The following is a 25,286-nucleotide window of genomic DNA, read 5'->3' on the forward strand; positions in this document are numbered from 1 at the left end:
CACCGGCGGTTCACGATACACTGCTGCGCGTTTCAAACAGTATCGCACCGACCACGTGCGAGCAGAGAACACCCCTGCCTGCCTTCAGGCTTCCCAGGGGACATGTGCAGTTGAATGTGCCGTCACTCATGAGACGAACCTGATAACGCTGATGCTCGCCGGTAACAAAGAGATATAGGCCTTTCTCTGTCTCCACATCGAGCGCTACCTTTCCGGTGCTGAACAGCTCCGCTCCCTTTCTGTATATCGAGGAACGCAACGGCATGTCTGGCACTCCGGCAGCATATCAGCATCGTGCCGTATAATATCAGCGGAATAAGTAAGAGCGTTCAGGTTTCGCCCTTCTTTCTAAGTATCGCATAGCTTACGACTGCCGCGATGACAATCATTGCTGTTATGATCAGCAGCGTGATCCTGTTCTGGAACAGCTGTAACAGGCCCAGCCCCTGGACCACCACATGAGTGGTCACATGAAGCACATCGCCTGCAAGATCATGCACCGTCAGTCTGACGGTGAAATTGCCTCCCGAGGAGAACACAAAATTGGCCGGATTCCCAAACGCCGTGTTTCCTCCTCCGAAATTCCACAGATATGAGTAGCCGCCGGCTCCGCCGGTAACGGTTGCAACGAATGTGACGTTATATGGAGCAACGCCGTTTGCCGACGGTGAAACGTTGATCAGACCGCTCAGCGGATTGTAGACGCGTATTGTTTCGGAGGCTACCGAGTGGCTGCTGTAGAAATCAGTGACGCTCAGGGTGACTGTGTAATTACCGACCGAGCTGTAGTTGACATAGAGGTATTTTCCGCTGAGTGAAAAACTGCCCGACTGGTTTGTGTAAGTCCATGAGTACGCAAAGGGAGCTTTACCGCCATTATTAGAAGCTGTGAAGAGAATGTGCAGCGGGTAACTTCCTCCCGTCCTGTTGGAGAGTATTTCTGCCACCAGGTGTGGAAACACAGTCACGCTGAACAGAGATTGTGCGGTGTAATTGTCCGGCGTGCTGCCGGTCACGTTTTCGTAAGCGGTAACAAGCGCCGTGAAGTTGCCTCCGTAGACGTACGTGTGCTTCACGGTGGGACTCGACGTGGTGAGATATCCGCCGTCTGCAAATGCATATCTGTAATACTCTGTTGAAAGGGTTTGCAGACCTGAAACTGATGTGGAAAAGGAGACTGTGAGGTTGGCGTCACCGGACGTTGGACTGCCTGACAGGCTGGCTTTAAGTGTATTACTCGGATTGCTGTAAGCTGTCACGTTGAAATACGAGACAGAAACCTCGGACACGTTGTCCCGCACTGTGAGTCTTATTGTATAATTACCCGCATTGTATATCTTGAGAATATTCTGCAGCTGGTAGCTGAACGGAGCGCCGAAGCTGCCTGCAGTGCTTCCGTTGAGCGCCCATGACACATTATAAGGGCCCAGGCCGCCGCTTATCTCCGCATAAAGCGAAACGTAAATGGGAACGTCTCCCGCAGGCGGAGAACCTGTGGCGATTGCTTTGAGCGGTTTCGTGGGCTGTTTTGCAAGTATGAGCAGAAGATCATAAACAGAGGGAGTGCCTACGCCGGTGACCATATCATATCCCTGATGAGCAGAATAGTAGCCGTTATACCCCTGTGTTATGTCATGAAATGCTACAGAATAATTTGAGCTGTTGAGAATTCTGTAGAAAGATGGATTCGCGAATCCCATGGATGGCTCGCCCTTCATAGCCCTGAACTGATTTTCCAGCGACATTATGCCGCCCCATATGGGCGAGCCAAAACTAGTTCCGCCGGCCTCGAGCCATGATGAGTTATAGAATACAAAATAACCGGATGAAGGCTTTGCGTTCAGCGAAACATCCGGAACGGCGCGCCCGCCGGTTGAAGGAGTGCCTGGTCCGACCTGCCAGTAGGGCTTTCCGAAAACACTGCTTATGCCGCCGCCGCTCTTGTTCCATCCGGTTTCTGAAGATATGGTTATACCGCTACCAGTCTTTGAGAGATTGAGCCAGGTTCCGCCGACCCCTGTTACATACGGCGAGGAAGCCGGAAAATCAGGCGTCGGTGAGGACGTATTATCATAAGCGCCGAAATCTCCGCTTGCGGCAAAAATCGTAATGCCCTGTGCGGCGGCCTGTTTGAATATACCGTTGTCCTGTGTAATTGTGGAACTGGGCGTCACGCTCTCTGGAGTTCCCCAGCTCGTAGTTACAACAGATGAAAGATTCTTGCTCACTACGTAGTTGAAGAGCTGTGTAAATGTTCCGAGTTGTGGATTGATTCCCTCCACTACGTTGATAGTTGAATTGGGAGCAGTTGCCGACATCCATTCCGTATCCAGCGTAGTTTCGAGATTCAACTGGGTGGTGCCGCCATAAGGCTGCACCACGTTGATGCGATTGGCGACGATGCCGAATGTGCTGTCGAATGTCTGTATGCTTGCGTTGTCGAAGGCATATGCGGTGATGATTGAAACGGAGACGCCCGAACCGCTGTACCCGTTCCTGTACGCTTGTGTGAAGTTGTATGCTGCGTGGATTGTTGCCGGATTGTAAGGTGGTGTTGGATTGAGACCTGTTGGGGGAGAATAGAGAGAGGACTGAGAGTGAACCGCTCCGAGCATAGGATGAGCGGCCTGAACGTAGTCCTGCAGACCCTGTACTCCGCTTATCAGTGAAGCAATACCGGCAGGAAGCGTAACCATACCGCCTGCAGCATAATATTCATGGCCGTCAATGTTGAATGAGTATGGCGTTACATCGAAGGCTGCGTGCAATTCGGCCGGCGTTGCAGACGCTGCAATCAGGAGTCTGTTTTGTGAAACGTGAGTGACATTCATGCCGAAACTTTCCAGATAAGCTGTCACTGTTGACACTTCCCCCGAAGACGGTGAAAATAACGAATCAAACCTGGCAGGAGAAAGCCACTTGTGGTATTGAGTGCTCCCTGGAGTCGATTGCGATCGAATCAGGGACGACAGACTTGCCTGGTGCCTCAGATTGAGTGACATGAGTATGCTTACAGTTCCTCTGTTCATGGTATGAATATTATGAGCTCCTGCGGGTATGACCAGTGTGTCTGAGGGCACAGGCAAGCGGTACTGCGTATTGGAGGATGCAGTCACGGGTGCCATTTGCAGAAGTGAAATTGAAATTAACGCCACAGTTATGAGGGCTGAAGCACATTTCTTCATTGTTCGTCCCAATTTTAAGTAAGTATTAATTTATTTTGCGTTTCATTATCGGGAAATATAACTTACTGTGCTGCCTTTTGCCAATATGCCGTGGCTGGACAGCCAAGCTATTTAAGTTTGCTGACGGATAAACGCGCCGGACAAATCGCAAGACTTAATACAGAGTTCACCATAAATTCCGATGAGGCAGGACGATGGCAACCGAAGAAGATGTTCTGGAAGTACTGAGAGAGTGTTACGATCCTGAAATACCGATAAACATCGTTGATCTCGGCCTGGTCTACGAAGTATCGATAAACGATTCGAAAGTATCGGTAAAGATGACGCTCACTGCGCCCGGCTGCCCTGTCAGCGGCATGCTCAAGGACGATGTTACTTCCAAGCTTCTCTCCATAGAGGGTGTGAAGGAAGCGGAAGTGGATATAGTGTGGGAGCCCGTCTGGACGCCTGAGAAGATGTCCGAAGACGCGAAGAAACAGCTTGGCTGGATGACCTGAGATTCCCTGTCTTTCCCTGTTTTTGCTTTCCGATTTCCAGTCAGAAGTTCATGCCGTACTTGGCCGCCGTTTTGTTGACTTCCTTTTCCGGCCATTTGTAAAATTCCTTTTTGGAGACGGACACTACGTCGATTCCATTCCCAGTGGCGGCGTCTCGCTTAAGCGCAGAGCACAGGGCACGAATTGCCAGGTCGAAACCGTCCTCTTGCGATAACTCAGTGCTCCTGTACCTGTCTTCCATGACACCGTACACATATGGGGAGCCTGAGCCCACGGATATGAAATCATCCTCTTCAGAGCCGCCTGCAGGATCGACCGAATAGACGTGAGAGCCGGTTCTGTCAACGCCTGCCACGATCGGAAAAGTGTATTCAGGATAAAATTTAGTCTGATTGAGCATGTTTGCCAGGAGGGTGGATATGCCGCCTACGCTAATCTCCGTGCCGTTCTTGAATCTGAAGATATTGCTCTCGGCCTGGAGAACACGAATGACATGCTGGCTGTCACCCAGACCGCCGGCTATCGTCGCAACGATATGTTCGCTTATTCTGTGCAGCTTCGTAGTCGTTTTTGAACTTATCATTGTATCCATTGTGGCCCTGCGGTCGGTGGCCACAATCACGCCTTCGCTCCATTTGAAGCCAAGCGTTGTTGTGCCGGTCGTCTGAACGGAATTCTGCATGCTTGGGTGTTATGGGCAATGCATATATTACCGTTTGGACGCTGCTTTTTTCTGTGGAAAAACTGACCTGAAGATGTTCACCGGACAACTGTGAAGTTACAAAACCGCAGGTCAGACTCGCACGCTGTCACAAAATAAAATGATGAGTTAAAGTGTTTATAAAGAACGCAAACCGCAGATTAAGGCTGACACAGCGGTTTACTTCTTCATTACTTTCATGAAGCCGCCGCTCTCGTGGACCGACAGATTCCTGGTGTAAAGCAGACTCTCAAAGTCGTCCCAGGTTGTCTCCTCGAGTCTCGGGTTGTTGCCCTTTGTAAACTCGAGCTTTGTCGTTCCCCTGACTTTGGCAGGCCTCAGACCCTTGGAGTAGGCTATGCGCTTTGCCTCCTCGAAGGGAATCTCTCTCATTGCCATTTCTAATGCATCCCTCTCTTCTTTTTTGCCGCTTTCGCAGCTGTTGGATGTATGGCCAAGCAGGTATTTCATACTTTCCGTCGGACATTTGTCTTACAATTGTACGTTAAGTATAAATATAATATCAGGAGCGCCGGCTTTCCGGGCCAGTGAGTCCGCCATTACGATCAGTCCGCGAAAATTACATTACAACGGATTGAGTATCCTGCTTGGATATGAACGGCAGAATTTGGGAAAAAAATGGCATCCGTCTCGAGATTCCGTTTTCGGTGCCCGGCGTTTCGACGGTTATGCTGCTGCACCACGACAGACAATATTCGCTCATAGACTGCGGCGACGGTGCTGCGAGGTACCTGCATTCCCTTTTCGGCAGAGAGAAGAGCGGCTACGACAGCGTCGCAGATATCATGCTCACCCATGAACATCTAGACCACGCCGGAGGCATCCCTTCATTACTGATGCTTTTTGAGATTGCAGGAAGGAGCGCACCGCTTACGATAGCCACACCCTGTGGCGAAAGCGGCACGGCTTACAAACTTGCATCGCTGCTCCGTGGCAGATTGCACTTCGATATTTCTTTCATAAATTTACTTGCGAATGGGGACAGCACATATCGTTCCGGTGACTGCGAAGTTGTTGCGTTCGGGACAAGACACAGGGACAGTTCTCCTTCGAACAGATGCGGCGACACCGTTCCTTCCTGCGGGTACTCGTTAATCATCAAAGGCATGAAGGTCGTATTCTCGGGCGACACAGGTCCGACGGAAACGCTGGATCGCGAGTGCAGAGGAGCGGATGTTGCCGTGATTGAGTCCACATGGGAGAATCCGGTTGACTGTGAGGGATTGCACCACACGGTGTCGGAGGCGATTAAAACCGGATCATTGGCCAAAGAAGTGATACTCATGCATCCCTTGAGAGATAACTCTGGAAGAAAACTCGCCTGAGCGCCTCAGTGTATGTATGCTGTGGCTTCCGAAAGCCAGTCCTCCTTGTAAATGGACCTCTGGGAAGGAAGAAAGACAAAGAATCTGGATCCTTTGCCGAGCACACTTTCGGCCCAGATTTTGCCGCCATGCCGTTCGACGATTAGCTTTGTGATAGGCAGGCCGAAACGGAAACCTGTACCGGAATGCAGTATTGAAGCGTCGACGACATGATAACGATCGAAGATAAACGGAAGGTCTTCCTCTGAAATGCCTTTGCCGGTGTCTGCTACAGTGAGCAGTACACCATCCGCCTCATTTCGGAGGGACACCGATATCCTGCCTCCCGGAGGTGTGAATTTGATTGCATTGCCTATAAGATTGTTCGCCACGCGCTTTATCAGAGGCGCGTTTGCGTTTATCCTTCTTGTATTCCTGTCAATATCCATTTCCAGCTCGATAGGTTTGGCGTTGAGCTGCGGCGAAACCAATGCACACACTTCTTCAACAACAGGCGCCAGTGAGGTCGATGCCATTTCTGTTTCCAGGAGTAGTGCCTCCATGCGGGTGAATTCCAGCATGTTGCTTATGATCTCGTTCAGTTCGGTTATGCTGGCAAGCAGATTCTCTATGTTCTTTTTTTCCGGCTCGGTGAATTTGCCGACCCTGCCCATCCTCATCAGCTCGATGTAAACACGGATCGATGTGAGAGGCGTCCTCAACTCATGCGCCGCAATGCTGGAAAAGTTTGACCTAAGCGTATCGAGCTTGCTCAGCTTGTTCAGCGCATCATAGGTTGTCCTGAAATTCCTCGAATTTTCTATTGCGGTTGCAAGCAGTGCGGCAACCGACTCGATAAAGCCTATGTCCGTCTCTTTGAACGCATTCTCGGCCGATGTATTGAAGCATACCAGTATGCCCAGCATTTTTCCCGCAAACGACACAGGAACGCCAAGCATACATTTGACCGGCGTACCGCGATTCAGCAGCCCCAGGTCATAGCGCTGTTCGTCAGGCATCCGGGAAAGAGCTTCCGCTGCGGATGAAGCGTCGGACATGTAAAAGTGACCCGCAGAATCGGCCGCAAGCAATGCGAAACCGCTCCGCCTTGCTTCGCCGGAACGAGCGGCATTGGAAGGTTTACGCATGACCTCATCAATGATTTCTTTCGGTGGGCCAGAGATGGATGCAACATTCATCGCACCCATATCATCTTCAAGAAAGAGGCATGTGAGGTCTGCAGATACGAACGTGTTGACTTCCTGCGTGGCGTAGTTTAGTATGACCGGAAGTTCAAACGTGGAACTGATGTTTCTGACCACCCTCAGCTCTGAAGCAAGCGCATTAAGCATCCATCCCATTTTTGTTCTGTTAGCCCTGTTGTCCATGACCGTTGCATACGCATCTGCAATGGTTGATGCAACACGCGTATGGGAATATCCGAGTCCTCTCTGTTTTTCATCGAAGAGGAAAAAACCGGAGCGCTGCGTGTTCTGCGTTATTGGCACAGGAACGAGCAGGACATCACCCACCGGTATTGAGCGCGGCGAGCCACATCTGCCGTCGTCCGGTGCGTCCAGGCTGATTACAGCAGCGGAGCGGCTTTCAGCACTGCCGGCGGTGAGTTCTGAAATCATGCCAATACAATCGTTGACGGCATCACTGTTCAGCGACTTCAATGAAGGACTGCTGCCCTCTATAACGACGGCACCATTCTCGCCAATTCTGTATAGAATAGCATACTTCATGCCCAGTGCTTTTGCCATCAATGAGGCAAATCTGGAAGATACTTCAGTGTCATCAAATTCCCACCTGTCGTTTTCCCACCTGACCGAAGAAAAAATCAGATTCAGGAAACTGACGTCCATAGACGGACCTGAGTCTGGTGAGAACGACAGAAGTTTTATCTGAATAAGTTTGGTGAAAGCTTTTGAAAGCTGTACCAGTGCGGCCCTTTCTGCGTCATGCGTTGCGGTTTCATCTGAATATCCGAGGAAAACAAGGTGGTCTGAACCGCTGCCGCCGTAACTGTCTCGTATGAGTATCACATCCCATGCAACGTATGGTTCAGAGCCCACTTTCAGCAGTTTTGAATATGTTCCGTCACGATCGGTGATATGACGTATTACAGAGCCGTCTGACTGCGCCAGTCCATGCAGACCCAGATCATCCGGACGGATGATGCCTGTAGGCTTGGTTAAGTCTTCTGGGTATGCAGCGGTAAACTCATAATTCTCTCCGCTGGACTGGTTGTACAGAATACATGCGGCGGCACCAGAAAATGACAAAAGGAGTCTGCAAAAGTCGGCAGAAAGCGTGTGAATATCGGCGTCCGTATTTACTCTGCCGATCTCGTCCAGCATGTTTCTGTTTGCAAACCCTATTTCACGTTCAATAGAGAGGCGTCTGCGGAACGAAGACAGCATACGCATGTTCGCCATAATCGGTCTCAGAAGCTCGCATGTCACGAGGGCTTCGGCTCTCGGCTCGCTGGAAATTACCAGCAGGAATGAGAACGGCTCTGTTCCCTCTCTCAAGCAGAGAATAGTGCAGGTCTGCTCGTCCCCCTGCAGGAATCCGGAAAATGAGGAGATGACGTCCCTTTTCACCCTGTCCGACTCAGTCTCCGCGATTTCGAATGTGAGATTATCGACATGCCGCATCAGCAGTTCTATCGGCAGAGTATTTATCTCAGGAATACTCGTCGAAGCGGCTCCGCTGCTGGCAAATGAAAGGCATTCAATACTTGCCCGTTTCTCGAAATATGCCACGACCCTGAAACTGGAAAAACTTCCGGCAAGCATGGCCGCGCCTGTTACTGAGCGATCAAACTTGAGGCCGGAAGAGGAAAAACTTGAAATCAGACGGTTCAGCTCAGCGAGCCTGTTTCTCTCTCCGGATAGTCTCTGCTTAAGCAGTATTTCCTCCGATTTTGCAAGAAAAGCCGAAGAAAGCGGCGTGAGAGCGGACTCAATCCCGATGCTCTCTCCAGGAAGCAGAGACTTTTCGACGGAGAGTACTCTCAGCGTGTCGTTCCCCACAGCATAAGGGATAAAACACATCATCCTTTCCTGAAGCCACGCCCCACGTGCGCCATCTTTAGCGTCAGCCTGAGCGGTTTCAGCAGGCACATACAGTATCACGGGAAGTCTTTCGCGTGCAACTTTCTCCAGATTGATATCATCTGACTGTAGAGAGGCGGAACCGTTTGCATTTTCGCAAAGACACGACTTCAGGATAGTTCCCGTTATTTCCGAAGTTCTGGACAGTTCCAGGATGCAGTATCGCTCAGTTTTGCCCAGCAACCGGTTCATCTCCGACAAGAAGAGCGATTCCAGCGTTTGTGTGTCTGCTGCGGTGTTTATAGAATAGAGCACACTTCTGAGCGATCTCGCACGGGAACGACTCAGATTCCTGTCCATGAAAGCGATTCCTTCCGAGAGGGACATCAGAAAACTGCTCTGGATGTACGATTCAACATTATGAATACCGAGTGCGTGCGTATCTCTCAGGTCCACAAGGAACAGGGCATCAAAACCGCCTGGCAGCCTGACTGCATTGGCTGTCATTCCTGTAATCCTGGATGAAAGCGCTGGAAATCCGTTCGTTTCCCCGCCCCGGAACAATTTCGGCGAACTTCCATGGACAAGAGACACCATTTCCTGAACGCATGGTGCCTCTGAAATCAGACTATTGGCAATATGCAGTGCGTCCCCATTGCCCCCCGCGATTGAGACGCCACCCTGCTTGACGAGAAGGACGGCGAAACCCCGGCCTCTGAATGTCCTGGCGATTGTGTCGCCCGCCTCAACAAGCATCGACGTGACGGAGGTCGATGCATTTACCGGCTGCAGCCTGGCAGACCGTGCGATTGTATCAATAGTCGCGGATTGCAGCGCCAGCTCGTCTATCAGTCGAACGGGGCCATCAAACATGTTGCTGATATCGTCATTCTTGTTGAAGTCGGGGGCTGTTTCGCCGTCATGACGTAGAAAGACAGCATAAGACAGACGCCTGGATACCTGACTGAAGACTCTTCTGACAACCGCTCCGTTGCCTTTCCATTCATCAGCACCAGAATGTTCAATCAGCCGGCGGACCTGCGCTATCTCTTCCTGAAGCCGATCGTCACTGCCTGAAAATGAGCTTGCTATTTCCTCATTATCCAGATAAATTGAAAACAGGCAGGAAGAACAGCCGGTGTAAGATAATGCGGCAGCGGCGGAAAAGGATGCGGCCCTACTGGCATATTCGGTCACTTCGGCCGAAACAGGGGATTCCGCAGAAAGGTCAGAACCGACAGACATGAATACGACACCTCAATTGCTTCGTTTAAACGACTTTGATTGCCTGACCACGTGAGCTGGATTGCGGGCCGGACTGGCACAATAAAACAGGGCATGAAAAGATGACATGTTATCTGTAAATTCATTATAACATATCTTTTAAAACTTCGTTCACAAACGTCAGTCACAATATTTGCAGGATGCATGCCGAGGTGCAGGCGGGGAGGCAGCAGAGCTTTGCATTTTGAAATTTCAACACGACAGCATTAAATACAATTTCCTCCACTGAATTAACAATAATCTGACAGGTTGCCACAACTATGCCAGAACTGGATCTATCTAACCTGTTCGAAGCGAGGAAATCGATACTGCTCAGAGGACCTCCTGGAAGCGGCAAGACAGAAATTGCAATTAATCTCGTAAGTCAGTGGCTGAGGAGGGGAGAGAAGATTCTGTTCGTCACTGTCTCGATGAGCGGTGAAGAGATACTAGAACGCCTGTTTCTGGCCGGTTTCAAGCAGGCTGACCTCGAGAGCAGACTGCTCATAGTAGACTGTTATCAGACTCAATCTCAATCGACGCAGTCCAGGAATAAACTCATCATAAGCATAAACGGCCTCTCTCATCTCGAAAGCATCACACTTGCCATATCCACTGCCGTCGAAGCTCTCGGAGCACCGGTCAGGGTAGTGCTTGACGGTCTTTCGACACTTTTCCTTCACAATGCGCCACAGACTATGGCGAAGTTTGTGCAGGTTCTTTCCATAAGGGCCAGAAACGAATTCGGATTCCTGCTGTTCACTGTGGTCGAGGGCATGCACGAAAGTGTTACTACGAACACATTGATGTCACTTGCCGACGGCGTAGCTGAAATCGAGTTCGACGCCCGGCTGAAGCGGTTTCTGCGCATCCGGTACATCAAAGGAGCAAGGACAGACCATGACTGGTATGCCTATACCCTCGCGGCAGACAGAAACAGCCTGAAGCTGGAAGGACCGATACAGAAAAACAAGATTGATCTGACTGAGTCTGACCCGGGCAGACATGAAGAGAGAGCGCCGGGAAGAGCGCCGGGCGGGGGTTGAGCTGTATGCAGGAAAGCCAGGAACGCAGGATCAGGACGTATGTGGAGGGGTTTGACAAGGTCATCGGCGGAGGGATACCTCAGGGAAACATAGTACTGCTGTCCGGCAGGCCGGGCACGATGAAATCGTCGATGGCATTCAACATGCTCTACAAAAATGCAAGTAACAATGGCATAGGCTCAGTCTACGTTTCATTTGAACAGGGAAAACAGAGCCTCATACGCCAGATGAAATCGATGGGCATGGACGTCGAAGGCGAGAAGAGAATCAGAATCGTGGATCTGGGAAATGTGAGGGAGGAGCTGGAACAGGCGGAGACGGATGAAACGGTTATTTCGGTGCTCAGGGAGCATCTGTCGAATATAGTCAAGGAGGCGCAGACCGAAATACTGGTGCTCGATTCGCTTGATGTACTGGATATTTCTGTGGGCGCTACATCCAGGAGGAGCCAGATTTTCTTTCTTTTCGAATGGCTCAGGGAAATGAATCTGACCTCTGTCCTGATTTCGGAGAGCGACCCGGAAGAGGTCATGGAAAAAGGGCGCGAGGAAGGCTACCTGTCAGACGGCATAATCAATCTAAGCCTCTCGTCGGAAGAGACTGATGCAGTGAGAAGGCGGATAAGGTGCGTGAAGATGAGGAATACAGAGCACGATACTTCATATTATTCTCTTCAGTTTCAGGACGGAAGGTTTGTCGTAACGCAATCCATGAGTTGAACATCATGCCCAACGTTCAGTTCTGCCCTGTATGCGGTTATGCGCTGAAACGATCTGAACGGCAGTGCGGAAGATGCGGAGAAGAACTGATCGCAGGCTCGCGCGACTCCGGAGATACGGTGACAGAGAAAGACGGCGGGACGAGATGGGGGTCCGATTACACAATTGAGGCAATCAGCTTCGGAGGCAAAACCACCTCGGGTTATGGCATCAGGGATCTGTCGGATTCAAATGTGTCTGATAAGAAGGTGGAACGTTCTTACGAGGATGCCCTGGAATCCCAGAAGATCATAGAGGAACTCAGAAAACAGGTCGAAGAAGCCAACAAACGCGTGATTAATATGAAAAATGAGGCTGCGCGACTGTCCCTGGCTTCACGCAGACCCGCCGGTGAAAAGCCGCCTGAGGAAAATGAAAGAAAGAGGAACATCCGCAGACTCAGAAAGCGTACAGATCCGGAGTTCAGGGCACTTGTTGATAAGCATCTGGGCCGCATCAGGGAAATACAGGCCACAGACACCGGTGTTTCGCATAACACACAACTGAAACATCTGGCGTTCATATCAGAAAAGGTAATGAGCCCCGGGCTGCCGGAGGAGTCCGTTGTGCTGTTTGTCGGTCCCCCCGGGACGATGAAATCGATTCTTGCTGCAGACCAGTTGCTGAAGATTGCCAGAGAACAGGAGCGCAATGTCCTTTACATTGTTCTCGGAGAAAGCGCCAAAGCACTGGAGTCCAAGCTACTGCTGATGGGAATAATGAAGGCAGAGGACAGGGCCAGGATACGAATTGTAGACAGAAGGGAGATAAAGAAGAATACTGCGGAAATGCAGGGCACGTGGCGCAAACTGCTGATGCGCTACATCGAGGAGCAGAGGAGGCTCTTCAATTATTCGCTTCTCGTCCTGGACAGCCTTAATGCCCTTGCGTCGATGGTTTCCAACGAAAAAGCAAGGAAGGCAACCTTCGAATTTTTCGAATGGTGCAGAAACAGCGGACTGACAGCGATAGCGGTCAAGGAAGGCAGTTATGATATATCGGTTTCTGAAAAATCCGCCGAGGCATATCTTGCAGACGGCGTCGTTCAGTTCACGAGGGCGGGCGACTCCGCGCATGGTACCATGCCGATCTTCAGATTGATGAAGATGCGCGGCGCAAGGATCGATTCGAGTTACTATGCATTTCAGTTTGTTTCAGGCACTCTCAAGATCGTTTCAGCCGTGGGTTTGTGATCCTGTGTCTGAGTGTTGTAGAGCACTGCGCTCAGCTGAGCTGCCGCGTTCTCCGGGGACAGGGAATTTATGTAGAAACCTGTGCCTCTCTCGAATCCTGCCAGTTTACTCACCCTGGGAATTATCTCGATATGCCAGTGATAAAAGGGGTGTTCGCGTGTGTTGACAGGCGCGGTGTGAATGTAAAAGTTGTAGGGCGGATCCTCGAGCACTTTGTAAAGCGAGGAGAGTGTGTTGCCCAGCATTTCCGCCAGATCCGCGATTTCGTGATGCGCGCACTCGACGAACGAGGATGAATGCCGCTTGGGCAATATCATGAGTTCATAGGGATACTTGGACGCGAACGGCGTCAGGCAGACAAACGAACTGTTTTCGAATACCACCCTCTTCGATTGCGCCAGCTCTTCCTTTATTATTGTATCATAGATGCATTCGCCACCCATATCGATGTAGTAGTGCTCGGCACCGCGGAGTTCTCCGGCAACATAGACGGGTATCATCGGTGTTGCAATAATCTGGCTGTGCGGATGTTCCAGAGAGGCACCTGCCTCTGCTCCGTGGTTTTCGAATATGAGTATGTACTTGAAACGCCTGTCTCCGCTCAGATCTGCGAGACGCGCCCTGTACATTTCCAGCAGTTCCCTTATCTGCCTAGTTTCAAGAAGCGCTATGGACCGGTCATGTGCGGGCGACTCGATTACGACTTCGTGGCACCCAATGCCTGTCATGGAGGTGAAAACAGAGCCGGACTTCTTTTGCAGTTCGCCTTCGATGCGCAGGGCCGGGTATTTGTTCGGCACAGTTCTTATCCACCACCCGGGATCGTCTGCCTTAGTGCCTTCCGATCTGAATGCATATATCTCGGGAGGCGTCATTTTTTCGTTTCCTTCACAGAACACACAGGTTTTCTGAACCACGGGCGGACGCGGTTTGACGTAATCTTTGGGCCGCATCGCCCTCTCTTCTGATATAACCACCCATGTATCAGTTACGTAATCCTTTCTGATTTCGGACAATTTCAATGCCTCTTTGCATCTCGACTAAATACAATCAATGGTGAGCATTCTGACTCTTCGCGAGAACATACTATACCTATTTATGCGTTATTTGGTTCACCGGCATAAAAAACATTTGTTGCGCTCCTGCCAAACAATTGTACCGCACACGACTGGAGCTCTGCATACGTGGTTATGAATCTTGAATTGACTTCAAAGGAGCGAAAATGCCAGGAGCGCGCTGGCTGAATGCAGTCCTAGATCCGGACCGAGGCAAAGGATCAAGTTCAGGAAGGACAGTCATAGCGGGGCGACTGCGCGACAAGGAGAAGGAGTCTCTCTGAGCTGGGTCAGATGAAAGCGTTTGATGTGGGAAGGCTCTGCCTGGTGGTAAACCCTGAAAAACTTATTGAGACTTATGCGGTGGAAGGCCATACAGCCATAGTTTGAAAGCGATGGTTTTACGCTTCACGTACCACACAGCGAAACTCATTAACAACTTATGCCATTGCAGTATGTGAACCAGGAGGCAGAAGTAGGAATAAACGGTATTACGCCTCGAATGATAACAGATGTGATGGAATTGAAGCATCTGCACTTCGAGGACGTGTCTTTCTTCAATCCATTCCTCAAGCAGTTTGCTGCGGAAACACTTCTTGCCGGAGGGGAGGTGCATGCTGTGCAGAAAGACAATGGTGCCGTGTGCGGCCTGCTGCTGTATGACGCAGTAGAAAAAACGGGCAGCATATTCACAAGGAGCAGGGATGCATGCTATCTGCTATCCGGTCTCAAAAGCAAGATGGCCTTTTTTTCAGAATTACCGCTCGATCTCAGAAAGGAGGTTTACCTGATATACGCCCGGGACATGTCTGATTTTTCATTCATGCACAGGTTTGTTCACGAGGTGCGTCTGGCCCGTGATGAGGACCTTCCTGATGTTCTCGATGTGATGAAAAATGTGGGTGCCAGAATTAACCCCGGATGGATCCACGCCGCTTTTGCCGCAGGAGAAAAGTGCTTCATCGTCCGCAACGGCAGGAACATCGCGGGGGCGGCATGGCTTGCCATGGCAGGTGAGAAAGGCCGCCTGCACTCACTCGCCGTTTCTCCGCAATTCAGGAAGCAGGGCGTTGGGACCGACCTTCTGTTTGCACGCCTGCTATGGCTCGGAAGGAGTGGTGCGCGGTACGCCTTTTCCGAAATTGCAGAGTCAAATAAGGCATCTCGCAGCATTGCCGCAAGGGGAGGAATGCATCAGGCCGGTGAGATGTATCATTACTTCGGCTGAAGAGTGACTTCCGGAATCGATTACGCTCTGTCGTGCTCAAATCAGAATCAGCTGCGAGGGGCTCCGCAGACAGGGCATTTGAGGGCTGTCGAATCTATCAGCGTTCCGCAGAACTGGCATTTCACCTTCACAACTTCCTTGACAACAATCTGCTGTACCGCCGGCTGTTCGGGAGTGAGGTTTATCGGCGGCGGTCCCGCAGGACGCTGAGCCTGCTGCTGGACGGGCGCGTAGGAGTAACCGACCCTTCCATCACCGGGGTGCCTTGGCAGCTTCTGCCTGTTCCTTTTTGAACGCGAGCGGAAGACCAGGACTGAGACGATGACCAGCACAACGACGATAACCAGGGCCAAAAGCAGCATATCAGCGGTGCTGAGAGATGACGGCTGGGGGGTTGGAGCAGCAGCCGGCGTCAGCGCGTAGCTCGTGCCTGTCACATATAGAATCTCCGTATAGGTGAAGCCGTCGCCTAATGAGTTGCTGTCATGTTCCGTGTAAAAATAAGCGACTATGAAACCGGTAGACGGATCAAAATAGGTCTTCCAGTCATAAGTGGCAGTAAAACTGCCATAGGCATCGTTTCTCTGGTATGAACCAGTCCCCTGAGCGTATATTGTTTTAACATAACCGTCAGTTGAAGGAAGCCTGTAGCTGTAGTCCGTTGAGACAATCGTCATCTGCGTGTTCAGCAGATAGAATTGACTTGACCTGCCGAGAGAGTTATTCATGTAGAACCATACATACGGATTGGAGTAGCCTGTCTGGTTGTCCGTCCCGTTGACATACCTGTATGTATGATACGAGAAAGTGAAGTTGCCTGCCGAGCTTCCACTGCTGTATCCGCCAGTACTGTTGTGGTATGTCCAGAAATACTGATAGAATGCGGAGGCAATGTCTCCGGGGTTCAGTGCACTGATGCGCTCAGTGCCGTTGACACTCTGCTGCTCCGTGTACCCTGTGTAGTTTCCCTTCCCGCCGTTGACTGTTATCGCCTCGTGGTAGTTGAAGTAATCACCAGCCTTCGGGACATTGTGTGCTGTCGCAGCGGGCGGCAGCAGAAGCATCGATGTGATTAAGAGTGCAGCCGCCGCCTTCCAATACATCATCCGACAAATCCTCCGAGGGCATGGACGTGTCCCGGATGGGCTCCACCGATGCCGCTGAAGGTAGAATAGTAGGAAGAATGCACAATCATCATTGGCATGTATAGAGGAACGAACGGTCGTGAGGCGGCATAGGTGAACTGTACCGGAGTCTCAGTGATCCGTGCAGTGCTGTCGAGGTCCCTGACAAGCTCGTTCTTGATGCCGTGTATCATTCTGACTGCAAGAGCGATCAGCTCCGACTGTTCAAGTCCCGTCGCCCTGACACCAATGATGGAGTAGGTTTTCTCGAGCAGGTTGAGTGTCTCGTTTGCCTCCATGACCGGTATTGAAGTGAGTATGGCTGCGGCGACGAGGGGATACTCTAGATAGTGTTTCAATCCCTCCGTCACAATTGCCAGCTTGCTTTGAAATCCGTCGGCAGGCAGATCGGACACTGCGAGGTACGCGGCCGACAGTTCCGTGTCTTCAGACACTTCAAAGCCCCATGAATTGAAGAGTGCCCTCATAGCCATGAATTTCTTCGTCAAATCGTCTGGGGAGCTGTTAACAATCGACATGAGCGCGGCAGATTCGTAGGAGTTGGTGAGCTGCCTGAAATTCCCGAATGTGTCCAGAGGAAATGTACCGTCGTGCCTTTTTCCGAAGAACAGTATGGAAGATACTCCGGCAGAGAGCTCTTTTGGAACGCCAAGCCTGTGTCTGACTTCATGGTCAAGCTCGAAAAGCTCAGGGATTGTGCTGGTCAGATCGGCGCCCGAACATGCAAGGACCTCTGATGCAGAGAGCCTGTTTTCCATGTTGTGCGACATCTTCTCTATGCCGTCGAAAGCCTGAATAAACCGTGCGTCAAGAGCCTTCGGATCTCCCTGCATCTTTGAAAGACCGATTGCTGTGCTCCACATTTCAGACGCCCCGACATCCGTGAGTGCCTGAGTGAGAAAACGGAAATGATCCCTTCCCCGGTCTGCTATGCCCCCGAGCTCGCTCAGCGTCTGGTTCATCTGCTGCACATAGGATGAAAAATCGGTGTCCGAAACCCTGTACATTCTGATGCCGAGGTCTTTCATGGAGGCAAGCCCCTGTTCTGTCAGGGCAACATGCGCATCCCCATATGGAACGAGCTTGTCGAGGAGCGATTTCCTGTTTATGTACGAGGCAAGCATAGACTCCTCTCCAGAAATATCCGAATCCATTTTTTTCAACGCATCCTCTTCCTGCTGTACCTTCTGCATCTCCTCCTCTTCCTTTTCCCTGCCATGAGCCACACGGAAGAAAATAGAGTGAACCTCTCTGAAATCAGGTTCAAAAGCCTCTCTCTGCTGCTGTTCCTTCTGTTTCCGCTGCGCTATGTCACTGGAGAGCTGCTCAATTTGACCGATGTCGGCAGTCAGTTTGTCATAGTCGTCCTTTGTCAGCGACTGTATGTACCCGCCGGTCTGCAGCATTTCCAGATCCGCTGGAGAGACCTGCGCGGTTATGGTCCTGCTCGAAATCTGGTTGAAAAAATAGTACACGTCAGAACACTTCATATCATATCCCCGTCAACAATCGCAAAAGACTTATTTAGATTTTCTTCGTTCAATTTATTCTTAATTGTCAATATTAAAGAACCCCCGCGGTCAGATACGTCTATGAACGGATCACTCCTCAGAGCTTCCCTGACAAGTATCCTGAACTGTGTTCTTCTGTCGCTAGCTCTGCCAAAGCGTGAAGCCCTCTCGTGCTCAATCTGTTCGTAGGCAAACATGAATTCATACAGTGACCGGTACAGCTGTTCCTCAATCTTATCAATGACATGATCTGCGTCGACAGTTCTTTCCTCGATGCCTTCAAGATCAACAAAATAGACAGTACCGTCAGGAGAGATCACTGCATCCTTGTCAAGCCACACATCGTTGAAATCAAGGCCGGTGTATCTTCCGTTGTCCTTCATCGCCAATGTCCTGGGGAAAAGTGTGAGAAGGGCAATGCAACTCCTGATGTAGTTGCATTCGAACTCATATGCCCTGTCGTTGCTGTCAACCCGGAACATGTCGAATATCCTCCTCATATTTCGCCCTATGACATTCCCCGCATGGAAATAGACTCTTATGTTGGACGGCACCAGTCGAATCTCCTGAACTATCCTGCCGCTGAACCTTCTGTACCAGAATATCTTCTTCAGTTCCATTTCCATATCTTCAGGAAGGGGGACTACACGTATAACGGGAGCAATCCTGAAGCCGTTTATTGAAGTTATGTCTGCCATCTCGGATACCCTGAGCGCGGTGGCCGCATGTTCAAGCCCCTGGCCGCCGTATGGCGATCCTCTCAGCCAGAGCTCGCCTGTTATGAACCTTGCCGGTACCCCGTTTGCCTTTCGTATTTTGTCCCTCAGAACCGCATCGCCTGTAAGCGATGCCACGTATTCGGGGTCAAGCAACCGGAGCGAGAAGGGATCAGTTGTTGAACCAATCCCCTTGACCGAGAGATGAAAGTCCGTCCCGTCTATATTCGCAACAGGTTCCGGCGAAATCGCCCCCCTGTTATCGTCTTCGATGAACAGGTCGCTTCCATCAGGCGTACCTGCATTGAGCGCGGTGAGGTTTTCGGGAAGATAAATTGAGTTGAAACCGGGGAGAGAGGAGAAATGTCTGTTGGTGATGATCTCCTTGGCAGCATAGGAGTAGAGCCTCAGGTTCGTTCCGAGTATTTCCACAGCCAGGTCTCCTGTTTTCCATTCCGAGAAGTAAACAGCCTCTGGGAAGGATGAATTGTGCAGGAGCCGACGGAGTTACAGATTAATGGAATTTACGGCCTGCGTTTGAGTACGTGCCCTGGCACTTAATGGAAGGGGATTTCAACGCAGCAAGGCATGCAGGAGTGTTGTCGGTGTGATTCGTGGTATGATTTACGAATTTCGTCATTTGTGCGCAAAGCGCGTTGGACTGTGATGACGCGCCGTCAGGCTTCCAGGGCACGGAACAGAGACTTTTACTGAAACCCGATAAGAACTTTATAAATAATCAGGAACTGTTGCGAGTACGTAAAAGGGCGTGGCTGTGATGAAAGTTCTGGTTGTTGATGATTCCTCTCTGACGCGGGCAGCAATGGTAGCGGCGCTTTCTGCGTACAATTATGAGATTGTGGGAGAGGGACAGGATGGAAATGATGCGGTGCGCTTATATTCGGAGAAGAATCCGGATGTTGTTCTCATAGATCTGGCTATGCCTAACAAGGACGGCCTGGAGGCCATAAAGGAGATACTGCACAGCTATCCGGATGCGAAGATAGTTGCAGTAAGCGCGCTGTATGACAGAACGATGCAAAAGAGAGCAATAGAGCTTGGAGCCTCATCATATATTATCAAACCATTTGAACTGAGCGAGCTCATAAGCGTCATGAGCAAGTTTGAGAAGTGAAGCACGGGTGTAAATTTGCTGCTTGGCGCTCACGTTGGCATTGGCGGCGGATTTGAAAACGCCGTCACATCGGGTCTCTCTATAAAGGCTGACGCAATCCAGATATTCACAAGAAACCAGATGCAGTGGAAGGCAAAACCGATCGAACAGAGTGACGCGGAACAGTTCAGAACAGTGTACGGCGAGTCAGGACTGAAGAGTATCGTTGCTCACGGTTCCTACCTCATCAATCTTGCCAGCCCCGAAGACAGGCTGAGACGCATTTCGATAGAAGCAGCTGTGGACGAAATGACAAGATGCGGCCAGCTTGGCGTGCAGACATACATTTTCCATCCCGGCAGCCACATGGGCTCCGGGGACGAGAAAGGTGAAAACACAGAGGTGGAGAGCCTGAGGGAAGTGCTTCGCCAGACGGAGGGTTCTGATGTGAGAATGGCTCTCGAAACCATGGCCGGACAGGGCAATGTGATATGCCACAGTTTCGAATCGATAGCACGCATCCTCGATGCCGTGGATTCGCCCAGACTCGGAACCTGCATAGACAGTTGCCACATATTTGCAGCAGGTTACGATATAAGAAACGTGAAAGGCCTGAATGCAACGATGAAAAAATTCCGGGACACAATTGGCATGAAGCGCCTGCTTGCATTTCATCTGAATGATTCCAGAGCAGACCTCGGGAAACGCCTTGACAGACATGAAAACATAGGCAGGGGAAAGATTGGAATAGAGGGATTCAGGGCACTGATGCATTACCGCGGGCTTTCCCGCATACCCATGATACTGGAGACGCCCGGCGGTGAGAAAGCATACAGAAAGGAAATATCGACGCTCAGGAGACTCTAGTTTGCCGTATCAGTTCCGCATAGAGCGATTCATACTTCTTCGCCGATGCCTCCCATGAATGGTCCGTAGACATGCAGTTTCTTACCAGAACAGACCATGTTTCCGGCAGCGAGAAAGTCTGGACGGCGCGCGTGAGAGCATAAGCGAGCTGTTCTTCACTCTCATCCTCAAATACGAACCCGTTTCCTTCCGCCGTGTCCGGATCGAAATCCGTGACCGTATCGGCCAGACCGCCAGTTCTCCTCACCACTGGCACGGAGCCGTAACGCATGCATATCATCTGACTCAAACCGCACGGTTCGAATCTTGAGGGCATTGCAAAAATATCGGACGCCGCATACATCCTGTGGGCGAGCTCCTCGTCATAGCGCAGGACGGCCCTGACATTTATATCCGAAGCGGCTTTTTCCTGAATCCTGTTCATAAGGTCACGATCGCCTGTTCCGAGTATAATGAACTGAAATCCTCCTTCAATATCATCGAGTGCGTCGATCAGCAGGTCAATGCCTTTCTGTGCCCAGAGACGGCCGATAGAGACGATGAGGGGTCTCTTCACCTGCGGCAGCGAGAATGTTCTCTGAAGTGCACTCTTGCAGGCGGACTTTCCATTCATGGCCTGCAGGCTGTAATTCGCGGGAAGCAGCGCATCCGTGGAGGGATTCCACATTTTGTAATCAATACCATTCAGTATACCGCTCAACCTGGCGCTGTGTTTCCTGATGATGCCGTCCATGCCAAAACCGTATTTCTCCGTCTGTATTTCACGACTGTATGTCGGACTCACAGTGACTATTCTGTCGCTGTACACAATGCCTGCCTTCATGGCACTGACATTGCCGTAAAACTCTATACCCTCGATACTGAAATATGACTGATTTATGCCAATCTCGCCCATAATCGACGGCGGCGAATTTCCCTGGAACTGCAGATTATGAATCGTAAAGACTGACCGGACCTCACTGCCCTGTTGTTTCAGGAGGAGAGGAACAAAGCCGGTTTGCCAGTCGTTGCAGTGCACTGTATCATATGAGCCGGCAGACACTGCCTGTGCGGCAGCGGCTGCGAAATAGGCAAATCGTCTGTTGTCATCATCGTATCCATACATCTCTGGTCTGCCGAAGAATTCGGCATTGGAGAGTTTTAAGGCTGACCACCTCTCTGTTTTCTGTACCGTTACGCCGAATGTTGTTCCGTTCACGGTATATGAAGGACTGACCGGGGGTGTTTTTTCGCTGTAGTCCGGTGTAATGACATCAACCTCATGTCCCGCAGCGGACAGCGCATTGGACAGGGAATATACATAATCGGCAAGTCCGCCTGATTTTGAGAAAGGCAGCGTTTCCGCAGTAATGATGGCTATTTTCATTTCACATCGCAGGATCCTAACACCCAGGGATTAAATCAGTTTATCTGTCGAAGTCGGCGAAATGTTTTAACAGCGTTGTGCATATGGACGCCAATGACAGCCTTCAGGCATCGTTTCCCCGTAAACTGGGTTGACACAGACGCTTTATCAGTTGTTCACTTTTCCAATTACTTCCGTTATTTTGAGAAGACGGAGGAGGCATTCTATGCGAGCACCGGCATAGATCACAGGGGCATTTCAGAGAAACATTCTATCGCGTTTCCAAGGGTGGATGTGAAATGCACATACGAATTCCCCTGCAGGTTCGGAGATGAGGTCGAAGTTTCGCTGAAACTTTCCGAATTGAAGGACAAGGCAGTGAGCCTGAACTTTGAAGTCCTGAACGTTACAGGAGCCAGGGTTGCTGCAAAGGGTTCGGTCACACTCGTGTGTGTTGACACAACCAGATGGAAAGCAGTGAGCATTCCGTCTGAGCTGAGGGAAGTGTACGAAAGGCTCAGCTGAACGATTTGTCCCTCAAAAAGGAAGTGCGCCGCTGGACAAACCACATGATGAAGGCCGCGGCAGAGGCCGTCAGAAATGCATACAGATAGGAATCCAGAACGCTGAATGTGAACAGCAGACCCATGAGCAGGTTGGATGAAAAGAGGCCTATGCCCCTCCATGCGCTCAGCGAACCCATGCCTCTTGAGATGCGCGCAGACGGGCTGAGTATCGATGCCACGACAGGCTCGAAAGTTTCGATGCTTCCCGTTCCGAAACCAAGAGTGGCAATAGACAGGTAGAAGGCCGGCAGGCCCAGGTGATACTGATAGGACAGTCCTATGAACAGAGAACCGAGTGCCGAGACAGAGTAACCGAGTTTCCACAGTCCCGAAGCGGCCTTCAGCCGCGACGAGCCAAGAATGTATCCAGTGATTCCCGAAACGCCGAGAAATACGGTGTATGATAGAAGGCCGAGTGCATAACTGTGTGTCGCATCTGCGACAGTGATTATCGGGAAGCCGAGACTGTAATAACTGAAGCCAAACAGCCCGGCGGACACGAGGAAGAGCTTCATGGAAGATGCGTTCGTCACCGCGTCCGCAGCGCTGACAGGAGGCGCGTTAACAAATTTTTCATGCTTGCCCTCCCTCACCATGGACAGACAGACCGACGAAACAAGTATGGGCACAACCATCACGAGCATGACCATCGGTACGCCTAAACCGCTGTAGAGGAGGAGAAATGCGATAATAGTAGAAATCATGCCGCCGCCGACATCCAGAGAATGGAGAAAACCGAATATTTTCTTGGTATAACCGGGATCGGAAACTTCCACCAGCATGGCCTTCCTCACCGGCGATCTGAAATCTCTCGACCACCAGCCGCCGAGATATAGCGCAGAGCTTTCGGCTATGTTTCCAGGAAGACCGCTGGCGGAGAGAAGCGTGATGAGCAGGTTTCCGCCGATAGCGAGTTTTTTCTTGCTATATCTGTCACCCAGTCTTCCGCCGGCATACGACACCAGGGAGCCGATGCCGTAGGTCAGCGCCATAAGAAAGCCGAACACATAAGCGGGTTGTCTGAGCAGAAACCGTACGACAATGGGGAAAAGGCCCACTATGGCCTGATAACCGAGATCGGCGAAGAATGCTGAGAAGGATATCAGAAACACTTCCCGAGTGAGCCACTTTCGCCTGCTGTCGTTCATTCTGATGCAAAATGCTGCAATTTATTTATATGTTGAGCGTCAAAATTATGAAATAACTCCCGGCATACATTCCGTGCAGTGAGAACAGTCGCCTGTATATGCCGGAACGGCAGCGGCATATGAGGTTTAATTCAGTCTTGTTCAACGGAATTGATGCGTGGGAAATACTGTGGCTCAACCATTATCATAGTGTCGATAAACACCTGAACGATGGGTGATGCCGTAACCGGTAACAATGATGAAAATATGCAAAGTCGATCGAATACGCGCAGCTTGAAGCGGGAGGGTCAATGCAACTGAAGTCTTCAGATTGGGCGGCTGCGCTGAGTGGTCTTCAGCTGATTGTTGTTTTTATTTTCACGCATTCGGTGCTGTTTCCTCTATTCGGCATCATCTTTCTGCTGTTGTCGGCAGCATTGTTCAAGGCACCTAGTTTTTCCATGTTGTAGAACATTCTTGTCATACTGTTTGCAATGTACATCATGTAAATCGGATATCTGGCATTGATAATATTGGCTATACCGGCCCTTGCAGGCGCAATTGTCGTGCTGCTTCATAATGACCACACACTCAATTATGCCTGAAAGATGCCTAACCCGCTATCGCACTGTCATGCGACTGTGGTTATTACAAAGGTCAGTTCGCAGGTTACAACTTTGCTGAGACCTTTCAGTTGCGCGTAGAGATGAAAAGTGTTGATTGTAGTCTTGTTTGTCAAGGAGCTGTACGAGAGTGTTATCAGCGTCATGCCGTTGAAATGGAAATGGTATACAGAATGACCGGTCGATAAAACGTTCAACAGTTTAGCCGAGTATAACAAAGAACCAATATGGCCGAACGAAGTGTTTATGCCGTTGTTTATAGGTGAAACATTGTCTGCTGGCGTTGGAATCGAATAAACTGTCTGCACCTCTCCACTCTGGACAAAGTTAGTATTGTTTCCGTAGTCGTTCAATGTGAATGTGATATAATCAGGATGCAGGACGGAGGAGATGTTGCCTGTTATGTTTGTAAAGAACTCAAAAAATAGTTCATTATTAGCACTGGGATTCGGTAACGGGACAAATTCGGCATTAAAATATAAAGTAGAATTCGTGGCGTTGTCATTTGGCGCCTGAAAATAACTAGTGACGCCTCCGGTTATGTGTGCGGTGCTGTTTGATCGAAGCGTCCATGTGAATGGAACAACCTTTGAGTTATTGACAACGACCAAGCCGGGATCATGTGGCTGGAGCGAAACGACAGCCGATATGACTGCTATCACGACTACAATAATCACGACCGATGCGGCATTCTTTCCCGGACTCCCGATTCCTTTCATTTGCTGCACACCAGTAATCGTTTTAGAGCGCTCTTATCCTTTGTGATATGAAATTCAACAGGGGAAAGGTTTGTCCTGCTCATTGTATTGCGTTCAGACATAACATGTGCTGTCCGTTCACCTCTTATGTCTTGACCTGCAAATCCAGCAGCACGCCGTTCGCAATGTATGTTCCCCTGAGTATGTGGCCCACGAGCGATTGCGTAAACGGTGCGTTATCCGGTTCATACACAGTCCAGTG

22 protein-coding genes are annotated in these 25,286 nt (G+C 50.5%); 9 read left to right on the top strand and 13 right to left on the bottom strand.

Going from position 1 to position 25,286, the window contains the following annotated elements; translation table 11 throughout:
- Positions 1-10: 10 nt before the first annotated feature.
- Both KIS30_06695 and KIS30_06700 read right to left on the bottom strand, forming a co-directional pair.
- Positions 11-265 carry a hypothetical protein gene (locus KIS30_06695; protein ID MBX8646424.1) on the bottom strand — a complete coding sequence of 85 codons (255 nt, stop codon included), beginning with the start codon at positions 263-265 and terminating at the stop codon, positions 11-13.
- A 64-nt stretch (positions 266-329) separates the two neighbouring features.
- Positions 330-3,185: a hypothetical protein gene (locus tag KIS30_06700; protein MBX8646425.1), complete on the bottom strand. Its 2,856-nt coding sequence runs from the start codon at positions 3,183-3,185 to the stop codon at positions 330-332.
- Between the two features lie 194 nt (positions 3,186-3,379).
- Between KIS30_06700 and KIS30_06705 the strand changes: the two genes are divergently transcribed.
- Positions 3,380-3,682 carry a DUF59 domain-containing protein gene (locus tag KIS30_06705; GenBank protein MBX8646426.1) on the top strand — a complete coding sequence of 101 codons (303 nt, stop codon included), beginning with the start codon at positions 3,380-3,382 and terminating at the stop codon, positions 3,680-3,682.
- Between the two features lie 40 nt (positions 3,683-3,722).
- Here the strand turns inward: KIS30_06705 and KIS30_06710 are convergent, their stop codons facing one another.
- Both KIS30_06710 and KIS30_06715 read right to left on the bottom strand, forming a co-directional pair.
- Positions 3,723-4,364: a proteasome subunit beta gene (locus KIS30_06710; protein ID MBX8646427.1), complete on the bottom strand. Its 642-nt coding sequence runs from the start codon at positions 4,362-4,364 to the stop codon at positions 3,723-3,725.
- 198 nt (positions 4,365-4,562) lie between these two features.
- Positions 4,563-4,775 carry a hypothetical protein gene (locus KIS30_06715; protein ID MBX8646428.1) on the bottom strand — a complete coding sequence of 71 codons (213 nt, stop codon included), beginning with the start codon at positions 4,773-4,775 and terminating at the stop codon, positions 4,563-4,565.
- Between the two features lie 221 nt (positions 4,776-4,996).
- Between KIS30_06715 and KIS30_06720 the strand changes: the two genes are divergently transcribed.
- The gene (locus KIS30_06720; protein ID MBX8646429.1) at positions 4,997-5,728 is read left to right on the top strand and encodes an MBL fold metallo-hydrolase; all 732 of its coding nucleotides are present in this window, start codon (positions 4,997-4,999) and stop codon (positions 5,726-5,728) included.
- A gap of 5 nt (positions 5,729-5,733) precedes the next feature.
- Here the strand turns inward: KIS30_06720 and KIS30_06725 are convergent, their stop codons facing one another.
- Complete coding sequence (locus KIS30_06725; protein MBX8646430.1) at positions 5,734-10,014, bottom strand: GAF domain-containing sensor histidine kinase; 4,281 nt, start codon at positions 10,012-10,014, stop codon at positions 5,734-5,736.
- 299 nt (positions 10,015-10,313) lie between these two features.
- Here KIS30_06725 and KIS30_06730 point away from each other — a divergent pair, with 299 nt between their 5' ends.
- The 3 genes from KIS30_06730 to KIS30_06740 are packed head-to-tail and all read left to right on the top strand — an operon-like array spanning position 10,314 to position 13,029.
- Complete coding sequence (locus KIS30_06730) at positions 10,314-11,078, top strand: RAD55 family ATPase (protein ID MBX8646431.1); 765 nt, start codon at positions 10,314-10,316, stop codon at positions 11,076-11,078.
- A gap of 5 nt (positions 11,079-11,083) precedes the next feature.
- A complete protein-coding gene (locus KIS30_06735; GenBank protein ID MBX8646432.1) occupies positions 11,084-11,797 on the top strand; it encodes an RAD55 family ATPase in 714 nt (237 codons plus the stop codon).
- A gap of 5 nt (positions 11,798-11,802) precedes the next feature.
- Positions 11,803-13,029 (top strand): AAA family ATPase, encoded by a 1,227-nt coding sequence (locus KIS30_06740; protein MBX8646433.1) that lies wholly within the window; start codon positions 11,803-11,805, stop codon positions 13,027-13,029.
- Here the strand turns inward: KIS30_06740 and galT are convergent.
- Positions 12,981-14,045 carry a galactose-1-phosphate uridylyltransferase gene (gene galT / locus KIS30_06745; protein MBX8646434.1) on the bottom strand — a complete coding sequence of 355 codons (1,065 nt, stop codon included), beginning with the start codon at positions 14,043-14,045 and terminating at the stop codon, positions 12,981-12,983. The two genes, KIS30_06740 and galT, sit on opposite strands and share 49 nt — an antisense overlap.
- Before the next feature lie 541 nt (positions 14,046-14,586).
- Here galT and KIS30_06750 point away from each other — a divergent pair.
- Entirely contained in the window at positions 14,587-15,312 is a 726-nt protein-coding gene (locus KIS30_06750; protein MBX8646435.1) for a GNAT family N-acetyltransferase, read from the top strand.
- Between the two features lie 47 nt (positions 15,313-15,359).
- Here KIS30_06750 and KIS30_06755 read toward each other — a convergent pair whose 3' ends face one another.
- Genes KIS30_06755 through KIS30_06765 form a run of 3 tightly spaced genes read right to left on the bottom strand, consistent with a single transcriptional unit; the run spans position 15,360 to position 19,116 of the window.
- Positions 15,360-16,418 carry a hypothetical protein gene (locus KIS30_06755; protein MBX8646436.1) on the bottom strand — a complete coding sequence of 353 codons (1,059 nt, stop codon included), beginning with the start codon at positions 16,416-16,418 and terminating at the stop codon, positions 15,360-15,362.
- A complete protein-coding gene (locus KIS30_06760) occupies positions 16,415-17,947 on the bottom strand; it encodes a hypothetical protein (protein MBX8646437.1) in 1,533 nt (510 codons plus the stop codon). Before KIS30_06760 ends, KIS30_06755 begins: the two co-directional genes overlap by 4 nt.
- Positions 17,944-19,116 (bottom strand): hypothetical protein, encoded by a 1,173-nt coding sequence (locus KIS30_06765; GenBank protein ID MBX8646438.1) that lies wholly within the window; start codon positions 19,114-19,116, stop codon positions 17,944-17,946. Before KIS30_06765 ends, KIS30_06760 begins: the two co-directional genes overlap by 4 nt.
- Before the next feature lie 346 nt (positions 19,117-19,462).
- Here KIS30_06765 and KIS30_06770 point away from each other — a divergent pair, with 346 nt between their 5' ends.
- Both KIS30_06770 and KIS30_06775 read left to right on the top strand, forming a co-directional pair.
- A complete protein-coding gene (locus KIS30_06770) occupies positions 19,463-19,819 on the top strand; it encodes a response regulator (GenBank protein MBX8646439.1) in 357 nt (118 codons plus the stop codon).
- A gap of 15 nt (positions 19,820-19,834) precedes the next feature.
- Positions 19,835-20,665, top strand: a complete 831-nt coding sequence (locus tag KIS30_06775; protein MBX8646440.1) for a deoxyribonuclease IV — start codon at positions 19,835-19,837, stop codon at positions 20,663-20,665.
- On the opposite strand, the gene glgA is transcribed toward KIS30_06775, so the two are convergent.
- The gene (glgA, locus tag KIS30_06780) at positions 20,652-22,031 is read right to left on the bottom strand and encodes a glycogen synthase GlgA (GenBank protein MBX8646441.1); all 1,380 of its coding nucleotides are present in this window, start codon (positions 22,029-22,031) and stop codon (positions 20,652-20,654) included. The two genes, KIS30_06775 and glgA, sit on opposite strands and share 14 nt — an antisense overlap.
- A 93-nt stretch (positions 22,032-22,124) precedes the next feature.
- Here glgA and KIS30_06785 point away from each other — a divergent pair, with 93 nt between their 5' ends.
- Positions 22,125-22,535: an acyl-CoA thioesterase gene (locus KIS30_06785; protein ID MBX8646442.1), complete on the top strand. Its 411-nt coding sequence runs from the start codon at positions 22,125-22,127 to the stop codon at positions 22,533-22,535.
- On the opposite strand, the gene KIS30_06790 is transcribed toward KIS30_06785, so the two are convergent.
- The 3 genes from KIS30_06790 to KIS30_06800 form a co-directional block, all read right to left on the bottom strand.
- A complete protein-coding gene (locus KIS30_06790) occupies positions 22,528-23,724 on the bottom strand; it encodes an MFS transporter (protein ID MBX8646443.1) in 1,197 nt (398 codons plus the stop codon). The two genes, KIS30_06785 and KIS30_06790, sit on opposite strands and share 8 nt — an antisense overlap.
- Positions 23,725-24,058: 334 nt before the next feature.
- The gene (locus tag KIS30_06795; protein ID MBX8646444.1) at positions 24,059-24,208 is read right to left on the bottom strand and encodes a hypothetical protein; all 150 of its coding nucleotides are present in this window, start codon (positions 24,206-24,208) and stop codon (positions 24,059-24,061) included.
- Between the two features lie 126 nt (positions 24,209-24,334).
- Entirely contained in the window at positions 24,335-25,045 is a 711-nt protein-coding gene (locus KIS30_06800; GenBank protein MBX8646445.1) for a hypothetical protein, read from the bottom strand.
- Positions 25,046-25,286 lie beyond the last annotated feature (241 nt).

It is taken from the genome of Candidatus Sysuiplasma acidicola, from assembly GCA_019721035.1.
GTDB classification, from domain to species: Archaea; Thermoplasmatota; Thermoplasmata; order Sysuiplasmatales; family Sysuiplasmataceae; genus Sysuiplasma; species Sysuiplasma acidicola.